The sequence below is a fragment of the Streptomyces sp. NPDC008139 genome (assembly GCF_042957025.1).
Lineage (GTDB): Bacteria > Actinomycetota > Actinomycetes > Streptomycetales > Streptomycetaceae > Actinacidiphila.
This window is the reverse complement of record NZ_JBIBHM010000018.1, coordinates 147,900-170,802: the sequence shown is the minus strand read 5'-3', so window position 1 is coordinate 170,802 and position 22,903 is coordinate 147,900. Positions and strand designations below refer to the sequence as shown.

Here is a 22,903-nt window from a genome sequence, read left to right as displayed (position 1 = left end):
TGCTATAGCTGGTTCCCCACCGCGCGCCCCGGGGTGGGGGGGGCGGCGTGGCCGGCGGCGGGGGGGGCGGCTACCCCCGGGCCCCCCCCCGCCCCGGGGGGGGGGGGCCCCCGACCCGGTCCCTCGCGCTTCCCGCCGCCTCGGTGAGCGGGTCCGGCCGAAGGTGACCACACGCGGTCACTTTCGGTCCGTGAATGCTCTCTTTCGTCGCGGGTGTTTCGCCGGGACCATCACCCGGTCCTTCGCGGCGTCATCCGCCGCGCGCGGCAGGGAACGCCCTTCGCCGCGAATCGCCGCGCCGGCGGGGCCCGAGTGCCCGACGCGATGACGCGGGCGCGCTTTTCGGCCCGCCGCCATCGGCACGGCGTCGGCGGCCATTTTATCGACGGGCTGATTTCGTCGTTTCTCCGCACCGTTCCAGAATCTCCCCGAAGGGGTCGACCGGCATGCATGAAGACAGCTCCTTCTCAGAAGACAGTTCCTTCCCGGCGGACAGCGTTTCCCGGGATCTCTTCGAACTGACGTCGGCCCAGCAAGGGGTCTGGTACGGGCAGTTGCTCGATCCGGACAGTCCGAAGTACAACATCGGGGAATGCCTGGAGATCCACGGCGACCTCGACGAGGCGCTTTTCGCCGCCGCACTCGGCCGGGCCGTCGCCCACTGCGACAATCTCCACCTGCGGTTCGAGACCGGCGACGACGGCGTCCGGCAGTACGTCGCCGACCGCCCGGCCACCGCGACCGACCGGGTCCGCCTGATCGACCTGTCCGGCGCCGAGGACCCGGCGGCCGAGGCCGAGGCGTACATGGCACGGGACATGGCCACCGTCGACCGGCTCGACGCCCCGTCCCACCACTTCGCGCTGCTGCGTCTCGCCCCCCGGCTGCGCTACTGGTACGTGCGCTACCACCACATAGCCATCGACGGGCTCAGCGGCGGCGTGGTCAACCACCTCGTGGCCGACCTCTACGCGCGTGCGGTCCGTGGCGAGGACATCGCCGCGGTCGACCTCCCGGCCGCCTCGCTGCGCGACCTGGTGGCGGACGAGCTGGCCTACCTCGGGTCGGAGCGCCACCGCGCGGACCGGGCGTACTGGATCGACACCTTCGCCGGGCCGACCGCCGAACGCGGGACGGACGCGGCGGGGACGGCCGGGACAGCGGGAACGGCGGACGAGGCGGACGCCCGCGGCGGCGCGCCGCTCATCCGCCGCCGTGCCGCGGACCTGCCGGACGCGGGCCCCGCCACCCCGCCGGGCACGGCCCCCGCCGCCCCGCTGCACACCGGCGAGTCGCTGCCCGTCGCCGTCCTGGACGGCCTGCGACGGCTCGGCTCCGCCCGCCGCACCACCTGGACGGCCGTCGTGGTGAGCGCGGCTGCCGCGTACGTCGCGCGGGCCACCGGCCGCGAGGACGTCACCGTCGGGCTGGCCTCGAACGGCCGGCACAGCGCGCTGCGGCACGCCGTCGGCATGACGGCCAACGTGCTGCCGATCAGGCTGCGCCTGCCCGCCGACCGGACCGTCGGCGACCTGATCCGGTCGGTGGCCGCCGAGATGGCCCGCGCGCTGCGCCACCGCCGCTACTCCCGCGAACAGCTCGCCCGCGAAGTGGACGCGGGCGACGACGCCGCGCGCCTGACCGATCTCGTCGTCAACGTCATGCCCTACAACTTCGACCTCGACCTCGCGGGCAGCCCCGCCACCTCCCGTGTGCTGTCCATCGGACCCGTCGATGACGTCTCCCTCTTCGTCTCCGAACGGTCGGAGGGCATCGGGCCGCTGATCGGGCTCGACGCCGCCCCGGCGCTCTACCACCCCGACGACGTCCTGCTCCACCAACACGCCCTCGTCTCCTTCCTCACCGCGCTGGCGGCGGCGGACGCCGACACACTGCTGCGCGACCTGCCGTTCCTGGACGACGACGCGGCCGAGGCGGTCCTCGCCCAGGGCCGCGGCGCGCAACTGCCGCCGCGCACCGCCACGGCGAGCCTGCCCGAGGCGTTCGGCGCCCAGGCGCGCCTGACCCCGGACGCGCCGGCCGTCGTGGACGGCGCCCGCACGCTCTCCTACCGCGAACTCGCCCACACCGCGGACGCCCTGTCCCACGCCCTGGCGGGCTGGGGCGTGGCCGCGGAGGACCGGGTCGCGGTGCTCCTGGAACGCTCGGCCGCGGTGGTGTCCGCCACCCTCGGCGTGGTGGGCGCGGGCGCCGCCTATGTGCCGATGGACCCGGCCTGGCCCGCGGAACGGCTCAGCGGCGTCTCCGGCGTCGCGGGCGTACGCGCCCTGGTGGTCGACGAGGCCGCCGCCGCGCAGCCGTGGGTGAAGGAGGCGGCGGCCGGTCTGCCGGTCGTCGTCGTCGACAGGACCGGCGCCGTCGTACGCGGCGGCCCGCCGTCCCCGACGCCGCCGCCGGGGGCGGGACATCCCGACCGGCTCGCGTATGTGATGTTCACCTCGGGCTCGACCGGTCTGCCCAAGGGCGTCGGGGTCACGCACGGGGACGTTCTCGCGTTGGCGGCCGACTCCGCGTGGCACGACGGCGCGGTGGAAGCGGTGCTGATGCACTCGGCGTACGTCTTCGACGCCTCCACGTTCGAGATCTGGGCGCCGCTGCTCAGCGGCGGCCGGATCGTCATCGCACCCGAAGGCGCCCTGCACGCACCGGTCCTGCGCGACATGGTCGAGCGCCACGCGGTGACCGCGCTGTTCCTGACCACCGCCCTGTTCAACCTCGTGGCCGAGGAGGAGCCGACGGCGTTCGCCGGACTGCGCCTGGTCTGCTCCGGAGGCGAGGCCGCCGCCCCCGACCTGCTGCGACGCGTGGCCGTCGGCGCGCCCGACGTGACGGTGCTGCACGTGTACGGGCCCACCGAGACCACCACTTTCGCCACCCGCCACCACGTCACCGCCGACCCGCTGCCGGGACCGCCGCCCATCGGCCGGCCCCTGGACGGCATGCGCCTGTACGTGCTCGACGACGCCCTGTGCCTGGTGCCGCCCGGCGTCGTGGGGGAGCTGTACGTCGGCGGCTCCGGTGTGGCGCGCGGGTACCTCGGCCGCCCCGACCTGACCGCGACACGTTTCGTGGCCGACCCGTTCGGTACGGGGGGCGGCCGGATGTACCGCACCGGAGACCTCGTGCGCTGGACCGCGGGCGGCCAGGTGGAGTACGTCGGCCGCGCGGACGGCCAGGTCAAGCTCCGCGGTTACCGCATCGAGCCCGCCGAGATCGAGTCCGTGCTGCTCACCGCGCCGGGTGTGCGCGCCGCGTGCGTCGTGGTGCGCGAGGACTCGCCGGGCGACCGGCGGCTGGCCGCCTATGTCGTGCCGTCGGCCGACGTCCGCCCGGACGACGAGTCCCTGGTCCGGCACGTCACGCGCGCCCTGCCGTCGTACATGGTGCCCTCGGTGTTCGTCCCGCTGGACGCGCTGCCGCTGAACCCCAACGGCAAGGTCGACCGGCGCGCCCTGCCCGTGCCGCCGGCCGCGGTCCCGACCGGCCGTGCCCCGCGCACCCCGCGCGAGGAGGTGCTCGCCGGGCTGTTCGCCGACGTCCTGGGCGTGGCCGCCGTCGGCATCGACGACAACTTCTTCGCGCTGGGCGGCCATTCGCTGCTGGCCACCCGGCTCACCGGCCGGTTACGGGCGGCGCTGGGGGCCGAACTCGACCTGCGCACCCTCTTCGACCACCCGACGGTCGCCTCCCTCGCCGGGGTCCTCGACACCGCGGGCGCCCGCGGACCGGTCCTCGCCCCGCGACAGCGCCCCGATCCGCTGCCGCTGTCCTTCGCGCAGCAGCGGCTGTGGTTCCTCAACCGCGTCGAGGGCCGCCCCGGCAGCACGTACAACGTCCCGCTCGTCCTCGCGCTGGACGGCGACCTGGACGTGCGGACCCTGCGCGAGGCGCTGGCCGACGTGGTCGACCGGCACGAGAGCCTGCGCACCGTCTTCGCCGAGGAGGACGGCGTCGCCCGGCAGGTGATCCGGCACGGCGCCGACGCGGCGGCGCTCGTCCCGCTCACGGTCGCACACGCGCCGTCCGGTAAAGACGGGGCAGGCGGGGCGGGCGGGGCAGCGGCAGCACGCGACGACCGCGCGGAAGGCACGGAGGCCGGCGCGGGCAAGGGAAGCGAGCAGGGCCAGGAACGGGCCGCCGCCTGGGCCGAGGAAACGGTACGGCACCTGACCTCGCTCCCCTTCGACCTCGCCGGGGACGCCCCGCTGCGCGCCCACCTGCTCGTGCTGGGCCCCGCCCGGCACGTCCTGGTGCTCGTACTGCACCACGTCGTCGCCGACGGCTGGTCGCTGACCCCGCTCGTGCGTGACCTCGGTGCCGCCTACCGGGCCAGGACCGCGGGCGCTGACACCCCCGACTGGCCCGCGTTGCGCGTGCAGTACGCCGACTACACGCTCTGGCAGCGCGAACTGCTCGGCGGCGACGACCCGGACGGCCTGGGCGCACGCCAACTCGCCTTCTGGCGGAAGGCGTTGGAGGGCGCGCCCGACCTCCTCGACCTGCCGCTCGACCGGCCCCGGCGCGCGGTGCCCACCCACCGCGGCGGCGCGCACCCGATCGAACTGCCCGCCGCCACGCACACGGCGCTGGTCCGGCTCGCCCGCGCGTGCGGCCGTACCCCTTTCATGGTCCTCCAGGCGGCCCTCGCGGTGACGCTGCACGCGTACGGCGCGGGCACCGACATCCCGCTGGGCACGGCGGTGGCCGGACGTACCGACGAAGCACTGGACGACCTGGTCGGCTTCTTCGTCAACACCCTCGTGCTGCGCACCGACCTGTCCGGCGACCCGACCTTCCGCGAACTGCTGGACCGGGTGGGGCGGTTCGACCTGGCCGCCTTCGGCCACGCCGACCTGCCATTCGAGCGACTGGTGGAGGAGCTGAACCCCGAGCGCTCGGGCGACCACCACCCGCTCTTCCAGACCATGCTGGTCCTCCAGAGCCAGCGGCAGGCGCGACTCGACCTGCCGGGCGTCACCGTCCACGACCGGTCCGCGCACACCGGGATCAGCAAATTCGACCTGACCCTCTCGCTGACGGAGGCCGCACCCGACCCCGTCGGCGACCCGGCCGAGGCCAGCGGCATCAGCGGGTATCTGGAGTACGCCGCCGACCTCTTCGACCCGGACACCGCCCGCGACCTGTGCGACGGCTTCGTCCGTGTCCTCACCCAGGCGGTGGCCGAACCCGGCCTCACCGTCAGCGCGTTGGAGCCGATGGCGCCCGGCGCGCGGGCCCGGCTCCTCGGCCGCGGACAGGGCGAGCGGCGACCGCTGCCGACCCGTACCGTGCCCGAGGCGGTACGGGAGTGGGCCCTGCGCACGCCCGGCGCCGTCGCCGTGCGCGACGCGGGCACCAGCCTGACCTACGCCGCTCTCGACGCCCGCGCCGACAGCCTCGCCCAGGTGCTGCGCGAGCGGGGGGTCGGCCGCGAGAGCGTCGTGGCCCTGGCCGTACCGCCGTCCGTGGACACCGTGGTGGCCATGCTGGCGGTTCTGCGGGCGGGCGGGGCCTACCTGCCCGTCGATCCGCGGTACCCGGCGGCGCGCATCCGGCAGATGCTCGACGACGCCGGGCCCGTCCTGCTGCTCACCACCGGGCGGATACGCGAGGACCTGCCCGTCGGCGGCCCGCCCCGGCTCGCGCTCGACGACCCGGCCGACATGGCGGCCGGCCCCATGGCGCGGGACCCGAGACCGTCCCATCCGGCCGACCCCGCGTACGTCATCTACACCTCAGGCTCCACCGGCCGCCCCAAGGGCGTGGTCGTCCCGCACGGCGCGCTGGCCAATCACATGGCCTGGATGACGCGGCACTTGGACGTCACCGCGGGTGACCGGGTGCTCGCCCGCACCTCCACCAGTTTCGACGCGTCCGTCTGGGAGGTGTGGCTCCCGCTGGTGAACGGCGCCGAGGTCTGCGTGCTGCCGCGCGAGGCCAACGAGGAACCCCGTGAACTCGTCTCCTGGATGAGCGGGTTCGGCGTGACCCTCGCCCAATTCGTGCCCTCCCACCTCGCCCTCGTCCTCGCCGAGGCGGGCAGCCACGCCCCGCTGCCCGACCTGCGCGCCGTGCTGTGCGGCGGCGAACCGCTGCCGCGCGCCGTCGCGGCCGAGGTCGCCGCCCAATGGCGGGTGCCGACGCACAATCTCTACGGGCCGACCGAGGCGACCATCGACGCCACCGCCCACCGCGTGCCCGACGCGACGTCCGCGCCCACCGGCCCGCACGCCCGGCCCGCAGCGCACAGCGAGCCGCCCGCCGCGCCCGCCGCGCCCGCCGCGTCCGAGACCGTCCCGATCGGCCGCCCCGTCGACACCATGCGCGGGTACGTCCTCGACGACCGGCTGCGGCCCGTCCCGCCGGGCGTCACCGGGGAGTTGTACCTGGCGGGCCCCAACCTCGCGCGCGGCTACCTCGACCGGCCGGGGCTGACCGCCGCCCGGTTCGTCGCCGACCCCTTCGCAGCCGACCTCGCCGCAACCGCCGCCACCGCTGACCTCGCGTCAACCGCTGCCGCCGCTGACCTCGCCGCCACCGCCGACCCCGCCGACCCGACCTCCGCCGCGGGTGCCCGGATGTACCGGACGGGCGACCTCGTGCGGTGGAGCCGCGACGGCCTGCTCGAATACCGGGGCCGCGCCGACGACCAGGTCAAACTCCGGGGCTTCCGGATCGAGTTGGGCGAGGTCGAGGCCGAACTGGCGGCCCTGCCCGGCGTCACGGCCGCCTGCGCCGTCGTCCGCGAGGACGTCCCCGGCAGGCCCGTCCTGGTCGCGTACGCCGTCACCGGCGACCCGGCACCGCAGGGTCCCGGCCTGCGCGACGCGCTCGCCGGGACGCTGCCCCACCACATGGTCCCCTCGGCCGTCGTCGTGCTCGACGCGCTTCCGCTGCTGCCCAACGGCAAGGTGGACCGCCGCGCCCTGCCCGAGCCCGCCGCGGGCACCGGCGGCCCGAGCGCACCGGGACGGCGCACCTTCCAGGAGGAACTGCTCGCCGGGATCTTCGCCGACGTCCTCGAAGTGCCCCAAGTGCGGCCGGGGGACAGCTTCTTCGACCTCGGCGGACACTCCCTGCTCGCGATGCGCGTCGTCAGCCGGATCCGCACCCTGCTGCACGCCGACGTCACCCTGCGCACGCTGTTCGAGCACCCGACCGTCGAGGAGCTGGCCCGCGTCCTGGACACGCCGGGACGCCGCCGACCCGCGGTGCTGCCCGTCACGCGGCGGCCCGACCCGCTGCCGCTGTCGTTCGCCCAGCGCCGCCTGTGGTTCCTCAACCGGCTGGAGGGCCCCAGCTCCACGTACAACATCCCGCTCGTCCTGCAACTGCGGGGCGCCCTGGACGCGGACGCCCTGCGCGGCGCGCTGCGCGACACCGTCGCCCGGCACGAGGCGCTGCGCACGGTGTTCCCCGAACGGGACGGCGTACCGCACCAGTTGATCCTGCCGGCCGACACGGCCGCGCCCGCGCTGCCCGTCACGAGCACTGCCCCCTCCCGGCTGGAGGCGGCCGTCCTGGACGCCGTGCAGGAGCCGTTCGACGTCGGGACCGACCTGCCGTTGCGCGCGCTGCTGCTGCGCTCCGCGCCCGAACACCACGTCCTGGTCCTGGTGCTGCACCACATCGCGGGCGACGGCTGGTCGCTGGCCCCGCTCGCCCGCCATCTCGGCGACGCCTACCGGGCGCGCCTGGCGGGCGCAGGGGACGACACGGCGCCCGGCCCGCGGCTCCAGTACGCCGACTACACCCTGTGGCAGCATGCCCTTCTCGCCGACGGCGGAAGCGACAGCGCCGTCGGGGGCCCCGCCGCCCACGGCGAGAGCCTGCTGCGGGAACAGCTCGACCACTGGCGCGCCGCCCTCGACGGGCTGCCCGTCCTGATCGACCTGCCCTCGGACCGGCCGCGCCCGGCCGTCGTCGACCCGAGGGGCGCGGTCCACGCCTTCGACGTGCCGCCCGCCGTGCGCGACGGCCTGCTGAAGCTGGCCAGGGAGTCGGGGAGCAGCCTGTTCATGGTGCTCCAGGCGGCCGTCGCCACCCTGCTGAGTCGGCACGGCGCAGGGGACGACATCCCCCTCGGCACCCCGGTGGCAGGCCGCACGGACGAGGCGCTCGAAGACCTGGTCGGGTTCTTCGTCAACACCCTCGTGCTGCGCACCGACCTCTCCGGCGACCCGACCTTCGCCGAACTCCTCACCCGCGTCAGGGAGTTCGACCTGACGGCCTACGCGCACCAGGACATACCCTTCGAGCGGCTGGTGGAGGAGCTCAACCCCGCCAGAGCGCGCGACCACCACCCGCTGTTCCAGACCATGCTCGTCCTGCAGAACCAGGACAGCCCCCGCCCCGACCTGCCCGGCGTCGCCGTCGAGGACCGCCTCGTCCACAACGGCCTGAGCAAGTTCGACCTCACCTTCGCCTTCACCGAGGAGCCCGCGGGTGCTCCCGATTCGGACGGCTCGCTGAGCGCCGGAATCGAGTACGCCACCGCTCTCTTCGACCGTGCCACCGTCGAAACCCTCGCCGCGCGCCTGGTCCGGCTGCTGGAACAGGTCGTGGCCGATCCGGACCTGCGCCTGGCCGCGTACGACCTGATGACGCCGGACGAACACACCCGCATCACGCGCTGGGGCGCCGGCCGCGCCCTGCCGACCGGTCCGGAGGACGGCACCCTGACCGCCGCCTTCGCCGCCCGGGCGCGGCGCACGCCGCACGCCGTGGCCGTCGTCGCCGACGACACCACTCTCGACTACGCGGGACTCGACCGGATCTCGGCCGACCTCGCCGGGGTGCTCGCCGGTCTCGGGGCCGGTCCGGAGACGCGGGTCGGTGTGCTGCTCGACCGGTCCGCCGCGGTGGTGACGGTGTCCCTCGGCATCGTCCGCGCCGGCGCCGCCTACGTCCCCCTCGACGGGCGCTGGCCCGACGAACGCCACAGCCAGGTCGCCGACATCGCGGACATCCGCCTCCTTGTCGTCGGCGAGGAGGCCGCGCGATCGCCCCGGGTCGCCGCCGCCGGGACGCCGGTCGTCGTCGTGGACCGGCTCGGCCGGGTGCTGTCCGGGGCGCGCCGCCCCGCCGTCCCGACCCCCGTGCCCGGCCCCGCGACCCTGGCGTACGTGATGTTCACCTCGGGCTCGACCGGTCTGCCCAAGGGCGTCGGCGTCACCCACGGGGACGTCCTGGCGCTGGCGGCCGACTCCGCGTGGCACGACGGCGCGGTGGAAGCGGTGCTGATGCACTCGGCGTATGTCTTCGACGCCTCGACGTTCGAGATCTGGGCGCCGCTGCTCAGCGGCGGCCGGATCGTCGTCGCACCCGAAGGCGCCCTGGAGGCACACGTCCTCGACCACGCCGTCCACGAGCACGGCGTGACCGCCGTCTTCCTGACCACCGCCCTGTTCAACGTGATCGCGGAGACCGATCCCGGTGCCTTCGCGGGACTGCGGCTCGTCTGCGCCGGTGGTGAACTGGCCTCCCCCGACCTGATGCAGCGCGTCGCCCGGGTCGCGCCCGGAGCGCGACTCCTGCACGTGTACGGGCCCACCGAGACCACCACTTTCGCCACCCGCCACCACGTCACCGAGGATCTGCCGACCGGGCCGCCGCCCATCGGCCGCCCGCTGGACGGCATGCGCGGTCACGTCCTCGACCACCATCTGCGGCCGGTGCCGCCCGGTGTCACGGGCGAGCTGTACCTGGCCGGACGCGGTGTGGCGCGCGGGTACGTCGGCCGCCCCGACCTGACCGCGACACGTTTCGTGGCCGACCCGTTCGGTACGGGGGGCGGCCGGATGTACCGCACCGGAGACCTCGTGCGCTGGACCCCGGGCGGCCAGGTGGAGTACGTCGGCCGCGCGGACGGCCAGGTCAAGCTGCGCGGCTACCGCATCGAACTGGGCGAGATCGAAGGGGCGCTCGCAGGCTGCGAGGGGGTCGCCGACGCCTTCGCCATGGTCAGGGAGGACGCCCCCGGTGACCGCCGGCTCGTGGCCTACGTGGTGCCCGCGGCCGACGGCCGTCCGGAGGCCGGTGCGCTCGCGAGCGCCCTCGGCCACTCGCTGCCCGCCTACATGGTGCCGTCGGCGTTCGTCCTCGTCGACACGCTGCCGCTGACGCCCAACGGCAAGGTCGACCGGCACGCGCTCCCCGAACCCGCCCGCCGCGCGCCGGTCCGCACGCGGGCGGCCCGCACCGCCCGCGAGGAGATCGTCCGCGGCCTGTTCGCCGACGTCCTCGGACTGCCCGCCGCCGCGGCCGACGACGACTTCTTCGCACTGGGCGGCCACTCGCTGCTCGCCACCCGCCTCGCCGCCCGCGTCCGCACCGCGCTCGGTGTGGAGATCGAGGTCAGAGCCCTGTTCGAGCATCCCACCCCGGCCCGGCTCGCCGACGCTCTCGACGACGCGCGGCGGGCCAGGACGCCGCTGCTGCGGGCCGCCTCCCGCCCCGACCCGCTGCCGCTGTCCTTCGCGCAGCAACGGCTGTGGTTCCTCAACCGGTTCGAGGGGCCCAGCGCCACGTACAACGTGCCGATGGTGCTGCGGCTGGACGGTCCGCTCGACGCGGAGGCCCTCGCGAGCGCCGTGGCCGACGTCGTCGAGCGGCACGAGAGCCTGCGCACGGTCTTCCCCGACACACGGGGCGTGGCACGCCAGGTGGTGCGCGCCGCCGACGACGCGGACATCGACCTCGCGCCCCGTGACACCGACCCCGGGCGGCTGGAGGAGGCGCTGAGCGCGGAGGTGGCGCACACCTTCGACGTGAGCACCGGCCTCCCGCTGCGGGCTAGGCTGCTGCGGCTGGCAGACGACGCCCACGTCCTGGTCCTGCTGGTCCACCACATCGCGGGCGACGGCTGGTCCCTGGCGCCGCTCGCCCGTGACCTGGGTCTGGCGTACCGGGCCCGCATCGTGGGCGAGGAGCCCGGCTGGACCGAACTCGCCGTCCAGTACGCCGACTACACGCTGTGGCAGCGGGAACTGCTCGGCGCCGAGGACGACCCGTCCAGCCAGGCCGCGCGCCAACTGGACTTCTGGCGCGGCGCGCTCGACGGCGCTCCCGAGCTGCTCGACCTGCCGTACGACCGGCCGCGCCCCGACGTCACCTCGCATCGCGGCGACGCGTTCTCCTTCGCCGTGGACGCCGGTACCCATCAGGCGCTCGCGGACCTCGCCCGCGCGCGCGGGTGCAGCCTGTTCATGGTGCTCCAGGCCGGTGTGGCGGTGCTGCTCTCCCGGCACGGCGCGGGCGAGGACATCCCGCTCGGCACCCCCGTGGCCGGGCGCACCGACGAGGCGCTGGACGACCTGGTGGGCTTCTTCGTCAACACCCTCGTGCTGCGCACCGACCTGTCGGGGAACCCCACCTTCGGCGAAGTGCTCGACCGCGTGCGGGAGTTCGACCTGGCCGCCTACTCCCACCAGGACATTCCGTTCGAACGCCTGGTGGACAGCCTCGACCCGGTCCGCGCCCAGAACCGGCACCCGCTCTTCCAGACCATGGTCGCGCTGCAGAACCAGGCCGACGCCACCGTGGACCTGCCCGGCCTCACCGTGACCGGGCAGCAGGTCGGCACCGGCATCAGCAAATTCGACCTGACGTTCACCTTCACCGAGAAGCGGGACGAGGTGAACGCGCCCGCCGGTCTCGACGCGGTCCTGGAGTTCTCCACCGAACTGTTCGCCCACTCCACCGCGCACGGCCTGGCCGACCGGCTCACCCGGCTCCTCGGCTCGCTCGCCGCCGAGCCGGAGCGGCCGGTGCACACCGCCGCCGTCCTGGCCGCCGACCGGCGGGCGGCGCTGCTGGCGGCCGGGCACGGCCCGCTCCGGCCCGCGGCGGGCACGATCCCCTCGGCGTTCGAGGCGCAGCGCGCCCGGACCCCGGAGGCCGTCGCGGTGCGCGCGGGCGCGCGGACCCTGACCTTCACCGAACTCGACGCGCTATCCGACGAGTTGGCGGACCGCCTGCGCGGTCGCGGGGTCGGCCGCGGCGACCTGGTCGCCCTCGCGATGCCCGGCACCGCGGACCAGACGGTCGCCATGCTGGCGGTGGCCAAGGCCGGGGCCGCGTATCTGGCGGTCGACCCCGAGTACCCGCGGGCCCGTATCGCCTTCATGATCGACGACGCCCGTCCCGCACTGCTGCTCACCCGCGGGGCCACCGCGCCGCAGGACCTGCCCGTAACCGTCCTGGACCTGGACCTGGACCTGGACGTGGACCTGGGGGCCGTGAAGACCGGCGCGGCCGGTCGGAATGCTGCGGCTGCCGACCCGCGCGACGCGGCGTACGTCATCTACACCTCGGGCTCCACCGGGCGCCCCAAAGGCGTGGTCGTCACCCACGGCTCGGTCACCAACCACATGGCGTGGATGGCCGGCCACCTCGAACTCACCGACGACGACCGGGTCCTCGCCCGCACCTCACCGAGCTTCGACGCCTCCGTCTGGGAGACCTGGCTCCCGCTGCTCCACGGCGGTGCCACCTGCCCCGTCCCGCCCGCGGCCAACCACGACCCGGCGGGACTGCTGGCCCTGATGCGCGAGACGCACGTGACCGTCGCGCAGTTCGTGCCCTCCCACCTCTCGCTCCTGCTGGCCGAGACCGACCCCCGCGACGCGCCCGAGAGCCTGCGGGCGGTGCTGTGCGGCGGCGAGCCGCTGACCCGGACGCTGACGGAGCGCGTCGGCCGCGACTGGCGGGCGCGGGTGCACAATCTCTACGGGCCGACCGAGGCCACCATCGACGCCACCGCCCACCGGTGGGCCGGGCGGCAGGACACCGACGGGTACGGGGAGAGCGTCCCGCTGGGCCGCCCCGTCGACAACACCCGCGCCTACGTCCTCGACGGCGGCCTCCAGCCCGTGCCGCCCGGCGTCACCGGGGAGCTGTACCTCGCGGGCGACGGCCTCGCCCGCGGCTACCTCGGCCGCCCGGCGCTGACCGCGGCGCGGTTCGTCGCCGACCCGCACGGACCCGGCGGCGCCCGGATGTACCGCACGGGCGACCTCGTCAGATACGGCGCCGACGGCGAGTTCACCTTCGTCGCCCGCGCCGACGAACAGGTCAAGCTCAACGGCCTGCGCATCGAACCCGGCGAGATCGAGGCCGCCCTCACCGGCCTGGACGGGATCGCCGCCGCGTGCGTACTGGTCCGCGAGGACACACCGGGGGAGCGGCGCCTGGTCGCCTACACCGTCCACGACCGGCCCGGCGCCCCCACCGACCGCGAACTGCGCGACCGCCTGGCCTCGGAACTGCCCGCCTACATGACACCCGCCGTCTTCGTCCCGCTCGACGCGCTGCCCCTGCTGCCCAACGGAAAGACCGACCGCAAGGCGCTGCCCGCCCCGGCCCGGCCCACGGCCGACCGGCCCGGAGGACAGCCGCGTACCGCGTCCGAACGCGTGCTCTGCGAGGTCTTCGCCGCGCTGCTGCACACCGACACCGTCCGTACCGACGACGACTTCTTCGGTCTCGGCGGCGACAGCATCCTCTCGATCCAGCTCGTCAGCCGCGCGCGGGAGGCCGGGCTGAGCGTCACACCGCGCGACGTGTTCGCGCACCGCACGCCCGAGGCGATCGCGGCCGTCGCCCGTTCCCTCGGCCAAAACGTGCCGGCCCAGGCCGTACCCGGCTCCGGCGAGCTGCCGCCCACGCCCATCGCCGCGTGGCTGCTGCGACGGCCCGGCACCATCGACGGGTACAACCAGTCAGGGGTGCTGCGCACACCCGCGGGAGCCGACGAGGACAGCGTCGCCGCCACGCTCCAGCGCCTCATCGACCACCACGACACGCTCCGGCTGCGGGCCGTCAGGACCGGCGAGGACGGCCCCGTACTCGACGTGCTGCCGCCCGGCGCCGTGAGCATCCGTCAGCGCCTCACCCGCGTCGACGTCGCGGGACTCGACGCCGACGCCGTCCGCACCGTCCTCGCCGAGGCCGGGGAGCGGGCCCGGCGGCGGCTGCGGCCCGCGCACGGCCACGTGATCGAGGCGGTCTGGTGCGACGCGGGACCGCACGCGCGCGGACGGCTGCTGCTCGTCGTGCACCACCTCGCCGTCGACGCCGTCTCCTGGCGCGTCCTCGCCGAAGACCTCGCCACCGCCTGGCACGCCGTCACCTCGGGCCCGCCCGAGGACGGCCTGCCCGCCGTCGGCACGACCTACCGCGGCTGGGCGCGGCTGCTCGCCGCCCAGGCGCTGGAACCGGCGCGCGAAGCGGAACTTCCGCTGTGGGAAAGGGCGTTGAGCACCCCCGCGCCCCGCCTGGGAAACCGGCCGCTCCACCCCGACCTGGACACCGCCGACCGGACCCGCACGGTGACCACCCGGCTGCCCGCCACCTGGACCGCGCCGCTGCTCACCGACGTGCCCGCCGCCTTCCACGCGGGAGTCGGCGACGTCCTGCTCACCGGCCTCGCCCTCGCCCTGAACTCCTGGCACGCCCAACGGGCGGCCTACGGCGGCCCGTTGCCCGACGGCACCAGCGTGCTGCTCGACGTCGAGGGCCACGGACGCGAGCAGATCGCCGACCACGTCGACCTGTCCCGTACCGTCGGCTGGTTCACCAGCCTCTACCCGGTCAGCGTCGATCCGGGACCCGTCGATCCCCGCGACCCCGCGCGCTTCGGCCCCGCGCTCGTGGACCGCGCGCTCAAACGCGTCAAGGAGCAGTTGCGGGCCGTGCCCGACCACGGCCTCGGATTCGGGATGCTGCGCCACCTCAACCCGGCCACCCGCCCCCGGCTCGCCGCTCTGCCGGAACCGCAGATCGGCTTCAACTACCTCGGCCGGTACACCACTTCGCACCAGGACACCGCCGGGGCCGCACGGCAGGACGCGGGCGCCGACTGGGAGGTGCTGCTCGACGGCGGCGGCCCGCGCGCCCAGGACCCGGACATGCCCGTCCACCACGTCCTCGACATCAACGCGCACACCGAGGACCTGCCCGACGGCCCGCGCCTGGTGACCCGGTGGACGTGGCCCGCCGACCTGATCGGGGAAGAGGAGATCGACGCCCTGTCCGACGCCTTCGGCCGCGCCCTGCGCGCCATCGCCGAGCACACCGAACAACCCGACGCGGGCGGCTACACGCCCTCCGACCTACCGCTGGTCTCGCTCGACCAGACCCAGATCGACCGGCTTCAGAACAAGTGGGGTGGACACAAGTGACCGGGTTCCAGTTGGAGGACGTACTTCCGCTGACACCGCTTCAGTCGGGGATGCTCTTCCACGCGCTGTACGACTCCGCCGCCGTGGACGTCTACACCGCGCAGTTCGTCTTCGACCTCGAAGGCGCCGTCGACGTCGCCGCGCTGCGCGCCGCCGTCGGCGCCCTGCTGCGGCGGCACGCCAACCTGCGGGTCGGCTTCCTGCACGAGGACCTGGACGAGCCCGTACAGGCGGTCGCCGCCCACGTCCCCGTACCGCTGGAGGAACTCGATCTGACCGGGCGGGACGGCGCGGCGGCGGGCGAACGGCTCGGCGCGTTCCTCGCCGCCGACCGGACCCGGCGCTTCGACCTCACCTCCCCGCCGCTGATGCGGTTCACCCTGGTGCGCACCGCCCCCCGTCAGTCGCGGCTGGTCATGACGAGCCACCACATCCTGCTCGACGGCTGGTCGACACCGCTGCTGGTACGGGAGTTGTTCGAGCTGTACGCGAGCCGCGGTGACGACACCGCCCTGCCGCGCCCCACCCCCTACCGGACCTACCTCGCCTGGCTCGCCCGGCAGGACCGCGCCGCCGCCCTGGACACCTGGCGCACCGCCCTGGCGGGCCTGGAGGCCCCGACCCTGCTCGCCGGGCCCGGCCGGACGCGGACGGCCGCCACCGACGACCTGCCGGGAACGCTCGCCCTCGACCTGGACGCGGCCACCACGACCCGGCTGCGCGAGACCGCCCGCGCCCACCGGCTCACCGTCAACACCCTGGTCCAGGGCGCCTGGGGACTGCTGCTGACGCACCTCACCGGGCGCGACGACATCGTCTTCGGCACCACCGTCTCCGGCCGCCCGCCCGAGATACCCGGCGTCGAATCGATGATCGGCCTGTTCATCAACACCGTGCCGGTACGGCTGCGCCTGGAGCCCGGCGAGACCCTGGCCGCGCTCCTGACCAGGCTCCAGGCCGAACAGGGCCGCCTCCTGGACAGCCAGTACCTGGGCCTGACCGACATCCGCGGCGTCACCGGCCTGGACGAACTCTTCGACACCCTCGCGGTCTTCGAGAACTACCCGGTGGACGCCGCCGCGCTGAGCACCGCCCGGCGCGGACTGCCCGGCCTCGACCTCACCGGCTTCACCGGCACGGACGCCGCCCACTACCCGCTCACCCTCACCATCGCGCCGGGCGACCGGCTGAGGATCACCTTCGGCTACCGGGCCGCCGTCCTCGACCACGACGACGTGGCCCGCACCGTCGCCCGCATGCGGCGCGTGCTGACCGCGATGGCCGACGGCCTCGACCGCCGCGCCGACACCGTCGACGTCCTCCTCGACGGCGAGCGCGAACGGCTGCTCGCCCTCGGGCGCGGCGCCCCGCTCCCGGTCGGCACCGTGGACACCAGCGTCTGGGACACCGTGCTGCGCCACGCCGCCGACCACCCCGACCGGCCCGCCGTGACCGGCGCGGGCGAGCCGTTGTCGTACCGCGAACTGGCCGACGTCGCGGGGGAGACGGCCCGCGCCCTGACGGGCCTCACCAGCGCGTCCGGCAGCCGCGTCGGCGTCATGACGGAGCGCTCGGCCGCCCAGGTCACCGTGTCCCTGGCCGTGCTGGGCGCGGGCGCCGCCTATGTGCCGCTCGACCCGCGCTGGCCCGACGAACGGCTCACCCGTGTCGCCGACGCGGCCGGACTGCGCGCCCTGGTGGTCGATGAGACCGCCGCCACCCACCCGTGGGTCCGCCGTCTCGCCACCGCCCTGCCGACGCTGACCGTGGACGCCGCGGGCCGGGTCCGCGCAGGCGCGCCCGCCGCCCCCGGAACCCTGCCCGAGGTCACCGGCGGCGCCCGGCTCGCGTACGTGATGTTCACCTCGGGCTCCACCGGCCTGCCCAAGGCCGTCGGCGTCACCCACGGCGACATCGCCGCGCTGGCCGCCGACCGCGTCTGGCACGGCGGCGCTGCCGACGCCGTCCTGCTGCACTCGGCGTACGTCTTCGACGCCTCCACCTTCGAGATGTGGGCGCCGCTGCTCAGCGGCGGCCGGGTCGTCGTGGCCCCGCCCGGCCCCCTCCAGCCCGCCGTGCTCCGGGACCTCGTGGCCCGGCACGGCCTGACGTCGGCGTTCTTGACCACCTCCCTGTTCAACCTCGTCGCCGAGGCGGACCCGGACGCGCTCGGCCTGCTCCGCACGGCCGCCTCGGGCGGCGAGGCCGCCGCCCCCGGCGTCCTGCAACGCCTGGCCGCCGCCCACCCCGGCACCGCCGTCCTCAACGTGTACGGGCCCACCGAGACGACCACCTTCGCCACCCGCCACCAGGTGCGCCCCGAGGACGGCCCCGACGGCGCGCCGCCGATCGGCGGGCCCACCGACGGCACCCGCGCCTACGTCCTGGACGCCGCGCTGCGCCCGGTCCCGCCGGGAGCCGAGGGCGAACTGTACGTCGCGGGCCCCGGCGTGGCGCGCGGCTACCTGGAGCGGCCCGCCCTGACGGCCACCCGCTTCGTCGCCGACCCGTTCGCCGCCACCGGGGACCGCATGTACCGCACCGGCGACCTCGTGCGCCAACAGCCAGACGGCGCCCTCCAGTACGTCGCACGGGCCGATCAGCAGGTCAAACTGCGCGGCCACCGCATCGAGCCCGGCGAGATCGAGGCGGTGCTGCGCGCCGACCCGTCGGTGCGGTCCGCCTGCGTCATGGTGCGCGAGGACCTGCCCGGCGGTCGCGGACTCGCCGCGTACGTCGTCCCCGCGCCCGGCCGCACCCCCGACCCCGACCTGCTCACCGCGCACGTCGGCGGCCACCTGCCCGGCTACATGGTGCCGACCGCGATCCAGGTGCTCGACGACTTCCCGCTGACCGTCAACGGCAAGCTGGACCGGGCGGCCCTCCCCGCGCCCGCCGACCCTGACCTGGCCCCGGTCCGGGCCCCGCGCGACGCCCACGAGGAGATCCTGACCGGCCTGTTCGCCGACGTCCTCGGGGTGCCCCGGGTCGGCCCGGACGACAGCTTCTTCGCGCTCGGCGGCCACTCGCTGCTCGCCACCCGCCTGGTGGGCCGCATCCGGACCGCCCTGGCCACCGAGACCGAGATCCGCACGCTGTTCGACCACCCCACCGCCGCGACCCTCGCGACCGCGCTGAAGGACGCGCGGCGCCCGGCGCGGCCCGCGCTCGTCCCCCAGCCCCGCCCTGCCGCCCTGCCGCTGTCGTACGCCCAGCGCCGCCTGTGGTTCCTGCACCGCCTCGAAGGGCCGTCGGCGACGTACAACATCCCCTTCGCCGTACGCCTGGACGGGCCCCTCGGCACCGGCGCGCTGCGCCGGGCCCTGCGCGATGTCGTCGTCCGGCACTCCGCCCTGCGCACCGTCTTCCCCGAGCACGACGGCGGACCGCGCCAGCTCATCACGGCGGCCGACGACGTCCGCCTCGTCCTGGCCGCGGAGACCGTCGAGCCGGACAAGCTGCACGACCGGGTCAGGTCCGCGGCGGCCGAACCGATCGACATCGAGCGGCAGTTGCCGCTGCGGGCGACTCTGCTGCGGCTGGCCGACGACGCCCACGTCCTGGTCCTGGTGATCCACCACATCGCCTCCGACGGGTCCTCCATGGCGCCCCTCACCCGTGACCTCGCCGCCGCCTACCGCGCCCGCGTCGGCGGGCGGCCCCCGGCATGGGCCGAACCGCCCGTCGACTACGCCGACTTCACGCTCTGGCAGCGCCGGCTGCTCGGCGACGAGCAGGACCCCGACAGCGCCATGGCCCGCCAACTGCGGTACTGGAAACAGGCGTTGGACGGCCTGCCGCACCTGGTCGAACTGCCGTGGGACCTGCCGCGCCCCGCCGTCCCCCGGCACACCGGCGCCAGCCACGACTTCGTCCTGGACCCCGCCGTGGCCCGGCGCGTCACCGACCTCGCCCGCAGCCGCGGCTGCACGGTCTTCATGGTGCTCCAGGCCGCCCTGTCACTGCTGTTGTCCCGGCACGGAGCCGGTGACGACATCCCGCTGGGCACGGCCGTCGCCGGACGCACCGACGACGCCGCGACCGACCTCGTGGGCTTCTTCGTGAACACCCTCGTGCTGCGCACGGACCTGACGGGCGACCCGACGTTCCTCGAACTCCTGGACCGCGTCAAGGACGCCGACCTCGCGGCCTACGCCCATCAGGACGTCCCCTTCGAGCGGCTGGTCGAACTGCTCAACCCCGCGCGCTCGCAGAACCACCACCCGCTCTTCCAGACCATGCTCGTGCTCCAGAACCACGCCCCCGCCGCCCGCTTCGACCTGCCCGGCCTCACCGTCTCCGGCCTGCCCGTCGATCCGGGCGTCAGCAAATTCGACCTGTCGTTCACCTTCACCGAGACACCCGCCGGTACGGGTACGGGTACGGGTACGGCGGACGGTCAGGCCGCGTCCGGCGCGTCCGGCCCGTCCGGCGGCATGCGCGCGACCGTGGACTACGCGACGGAACTGTTCACCGAGGCCACGGTCGGCGCGCTCGCCGAGCGCCTCGTCGTGCTGCTCGGCGAGGTCACCGCCGACCCCGGCCGCCCGCTGCGGACCTACGACGTCCTCGGCCCCGACGAACGCGCCCGGATCGCCGCCCTGGGCACAGGACCGGCCGACGACCTGCCCCGCTCGACGGTCCCCGAACTCTTCGCCCGACAGGTCCGCCGCGCCCCGGACGCCCCGGCGGTGCGCGACGCGGCCACCACCCTCAGCTACGCCGAACTCGACGCGCGCGCCGACACCCTGGCCCGCCGTCTCCTCGCGCGGGGGATCGGCCCCGAGGACCGGGTGGCCGTCGCGCTGCCCCGGACCAACGACCTCGTCGTCGCCCTCCTCGGCGTCCTCAAGGCCGGTGCCGCGTATCTGCCGCTGGACCCCGACTACCCGGCCCAGCGGCTGTCCTTCATGCTCGACGACGCCGGGCCGCGGCTGCTCCTCACCACGGCCGACGTCGGCGCCCGCCTCCCCGCGACCGCCGTACCGCGCCTGGTGCTCGACAGCCCCGAGGCGGACGGTCCGGCTCTCCTGCCGCCCGGGGACACCGCAGTCCCGCCGCGTGCGCTCCCGTCGCATCCCGCGTACGTCATCTACACCTCCGGCTCCACCGGCCGGCCCAAGGGCGTGGTCGTCACCCACCAGGGCGTCGGCGCCATGGCCAGGACGCAGCGCGACCGGCTCCGGGCCGGTCCCGGCAGCCGGGTCCTCCAGATGGCGTCGGTCAGCTTCGACGCCGCGTTCTGGGAGCTGTGCATGGGGCTGCTGTCCGGTGCCTGTCTGGAGATCGGGGAACGCGAGGCACTGCTGCCGGGACCCGCCCTCGCGACCGCCGTCCGCACGCGCGGCATCACCCACCTCACGCTGCCCCCGGCCGCGCTCGCGGTGATGGAGCCCGGCTCGCTGCCCACCGGGATCACCCTGGTGCTCGCGGGCGAGGCGTGCCCGCCGGAGCTGGCGCGGGCCTGGGCGCGCGAGCGGTACCTCGTCAACGCCTACGGCCCCACCGAGACGACCGTCTGCGCCACCATGAGCGGCTTCCAGCAGGCGGACGGCGCCCTCGCGCCCGACCGCGCGGTCCCCATCGGCCTGCCCGTCGACGGCACCCGCGTGCACGTACTGGACGACCGGCTGGCACCCGTCCCGTCCGGCGTCATCGGCGAGTTGTACGTGTCGGGCGCGGGACTGGCCCGCGGCTACCTCGGCCGGGCCGCCCTCACCGCGTCCCGCTTCGTGGCCGACCCGTTCGACCGCGCCGGCGGCCGTATGTACCGCACCGGCGACCTGGCGCGCCGTACGGCCGAGGGCCAGATCGTCTACGTCGGCCGTGTCGACGACCAGGTCAAGCTCCGCGGATTCCGGGTGGAACCCGGTGAGGTCGAGGCTGCGATCACAGCCCTGCCCGGCATCGCGGCGGCCTGCGTCGTCGTCCGCGAGGACCGGCCGGGCGACCGGCGCCTGGTCGCCTACACCGTGGCCGCGCGCGGCGAGGCGGCCCCCGACGAGGCGGCGATCCGCGCCCGGCTCGCCGACACGCTGCCCGGCCACATGGTTCCGGCCGCGTGCGTCCGGCTCGACGCGCTGCCGGTCACCCCCAACGGGAAGACCGACCGTCGTGCCCTGCCCGCGCCCGGCCACGCCGCGCCCGCCGCGTCCAGGCCCCCGGCCACCGACCGCGAACGCGAGCTGTGCGCGGCGTTCGCGCAGACGCTCGGCGTGCCCGAGGTCGGGGTGACGGACGACTTCTTCGCCCTCGGCGGCCACTCGCTACTCGCGGTGACCCTGGCCCGCAGGATCGAGGAGCGGTGCGGCCGACGGCCCTCGCTCAGGGCGCTGTTCGCGGCGCCGACGGTCGAAGGCGTCATCCGGTCGCTGGACGGCGCGGCGGACAGAGGTCCGGCGGCGCCGGACACCACGCCGACCGGGCCGGGCGAGGGCCTGGGCGAGGGACCGATGCACCCGGTCGCGTCGTACCTCCTCGCGGAGGTCCGGCTCGCCCCCGACATCACGGGCGGTGCGCGCCGGACCGCACCGGTGCCCGCTCCCACCCGCTCCCGCCCCACCGCCCGCCCCCTGCTGACCGGCGCTTCCGGCTTCCTCGGCGCGTTCCTGCTGCGCGACCTCATCGAGGCCACGGACGGCCCCGTCGACTGCCTGGTCCGCGCCGACGGCCCGGACCACGCGGCGCGCCGGCTGCGGGCCAACCTGGAGCGCTACGGGCTCTGGCGCCCCGCCTACGCCGACCTGGTCCGTCCCGTCCCCGGCGACCTGGCCGCCCCCGGCCTCGGCCTGTCGCCCGACGACCGCGCCGCCCTGGCCCGCCGCCTCGGCCCGGTGCTGCACAACGGCGCCCGGGTCAACTTCGCCGCCCCGTACGGCGATCTGCGCGCCCCCAACGTGGCCGGTACCGAGGAACTGCTGCGGCTGCTCGCCGACTCCGGCTCACCGGGCATGCACTACATCTCGACCACGAGCGTCTACGCCCCGTCGGCCGATCCCGACGCCGCCCCCGTCACGGAGTCGACGCCGACCGGCCCGGCGGCCGACCTGCCGGGCGGCTACGCGCAGAGCAAGTGGGTGGCCGAGGGGATCGTCGACCTGGCGCGCGCCCGCGGCCTGCCGGTCACCGTCTACCGCCCCGGCCGGATCAGCGGCGACACCGCCACCGGCGCCTGCCAGGACCGCGACCTGCTCTGGCAGCTCATCAAGGGCTGCCTCCAGGCCGGAGCGGTGCCGGACCTCCCGCACGGCTCGACCGACTGGATACCCGTCGACTACGTCAGCGCTGCCGTCGTGGCACTGGCCCGCTCCGCCGGGACCAGTACCGCCATGCCCGTGTACCACCTCACCAACCCGGACGCCCCCGACCTGCGGACCGTCTTCGAAGTGGCCGCCCGCCTGGGCCACGACCTGCCCACCGTCCCGGTGGCGCGGTGGCGCTCCCGCGTGGCGGCGCAGCCCGACAACGCCGCCCAGCTCCTGCTCGGCGACGACTCCCCGCCCGCCGGCTCCGCCCCCTCCCACCACCGCCGCTTCGACTCCCGGCGCACCGCCGCGCAAGCCGCCGCCGCGGGCGTCCACCTCCCGCCCCTGACCGACACGGTCCTCACCCGCTACCTCACCCACGGCCACACCACCGGTTACCTCCCCACCCCCTGACCCGGCCCCGTCTCCGTCGCGACCGACCGCCCCCTCAGGACC

Annotated in this window: 2 protein-coding genes; both read left to right on the top strand. The window is 75.3% G+C overall.

Features of this window, described 5'->3' with window-relative positions:
* The first annotated feature begins 446 nt into the window (after positions 1 to 446).
* Positions 447 to 15,203, top strand: a complete 14,757-nt coding sequence (locus ACFZBB_RS31400) for an amino acid adenylation domain-containing protein (protein WP_391129548.1) — start codon at positions 447 to 449, stop codon at positions 15,201 to 15,203.
* Complete coding sequence (locus ACFZBB_RS31395) at positions 15,200 to 22,861, top strand: amino acid adenylation domain-containing protein (protein ID WP_391129545.1); 7,662 nt, start codon at positions 15,200 to 15,202, stop codon at positions 22,859 to 22,861. Before ACFZBB_RS31400 ends, ACFZBB_RS31395 begins: the two co-directional genes overlap by 4 nt.
* Positions 22,862 to 22,903 lie beyond the last annotated feature (42 nt).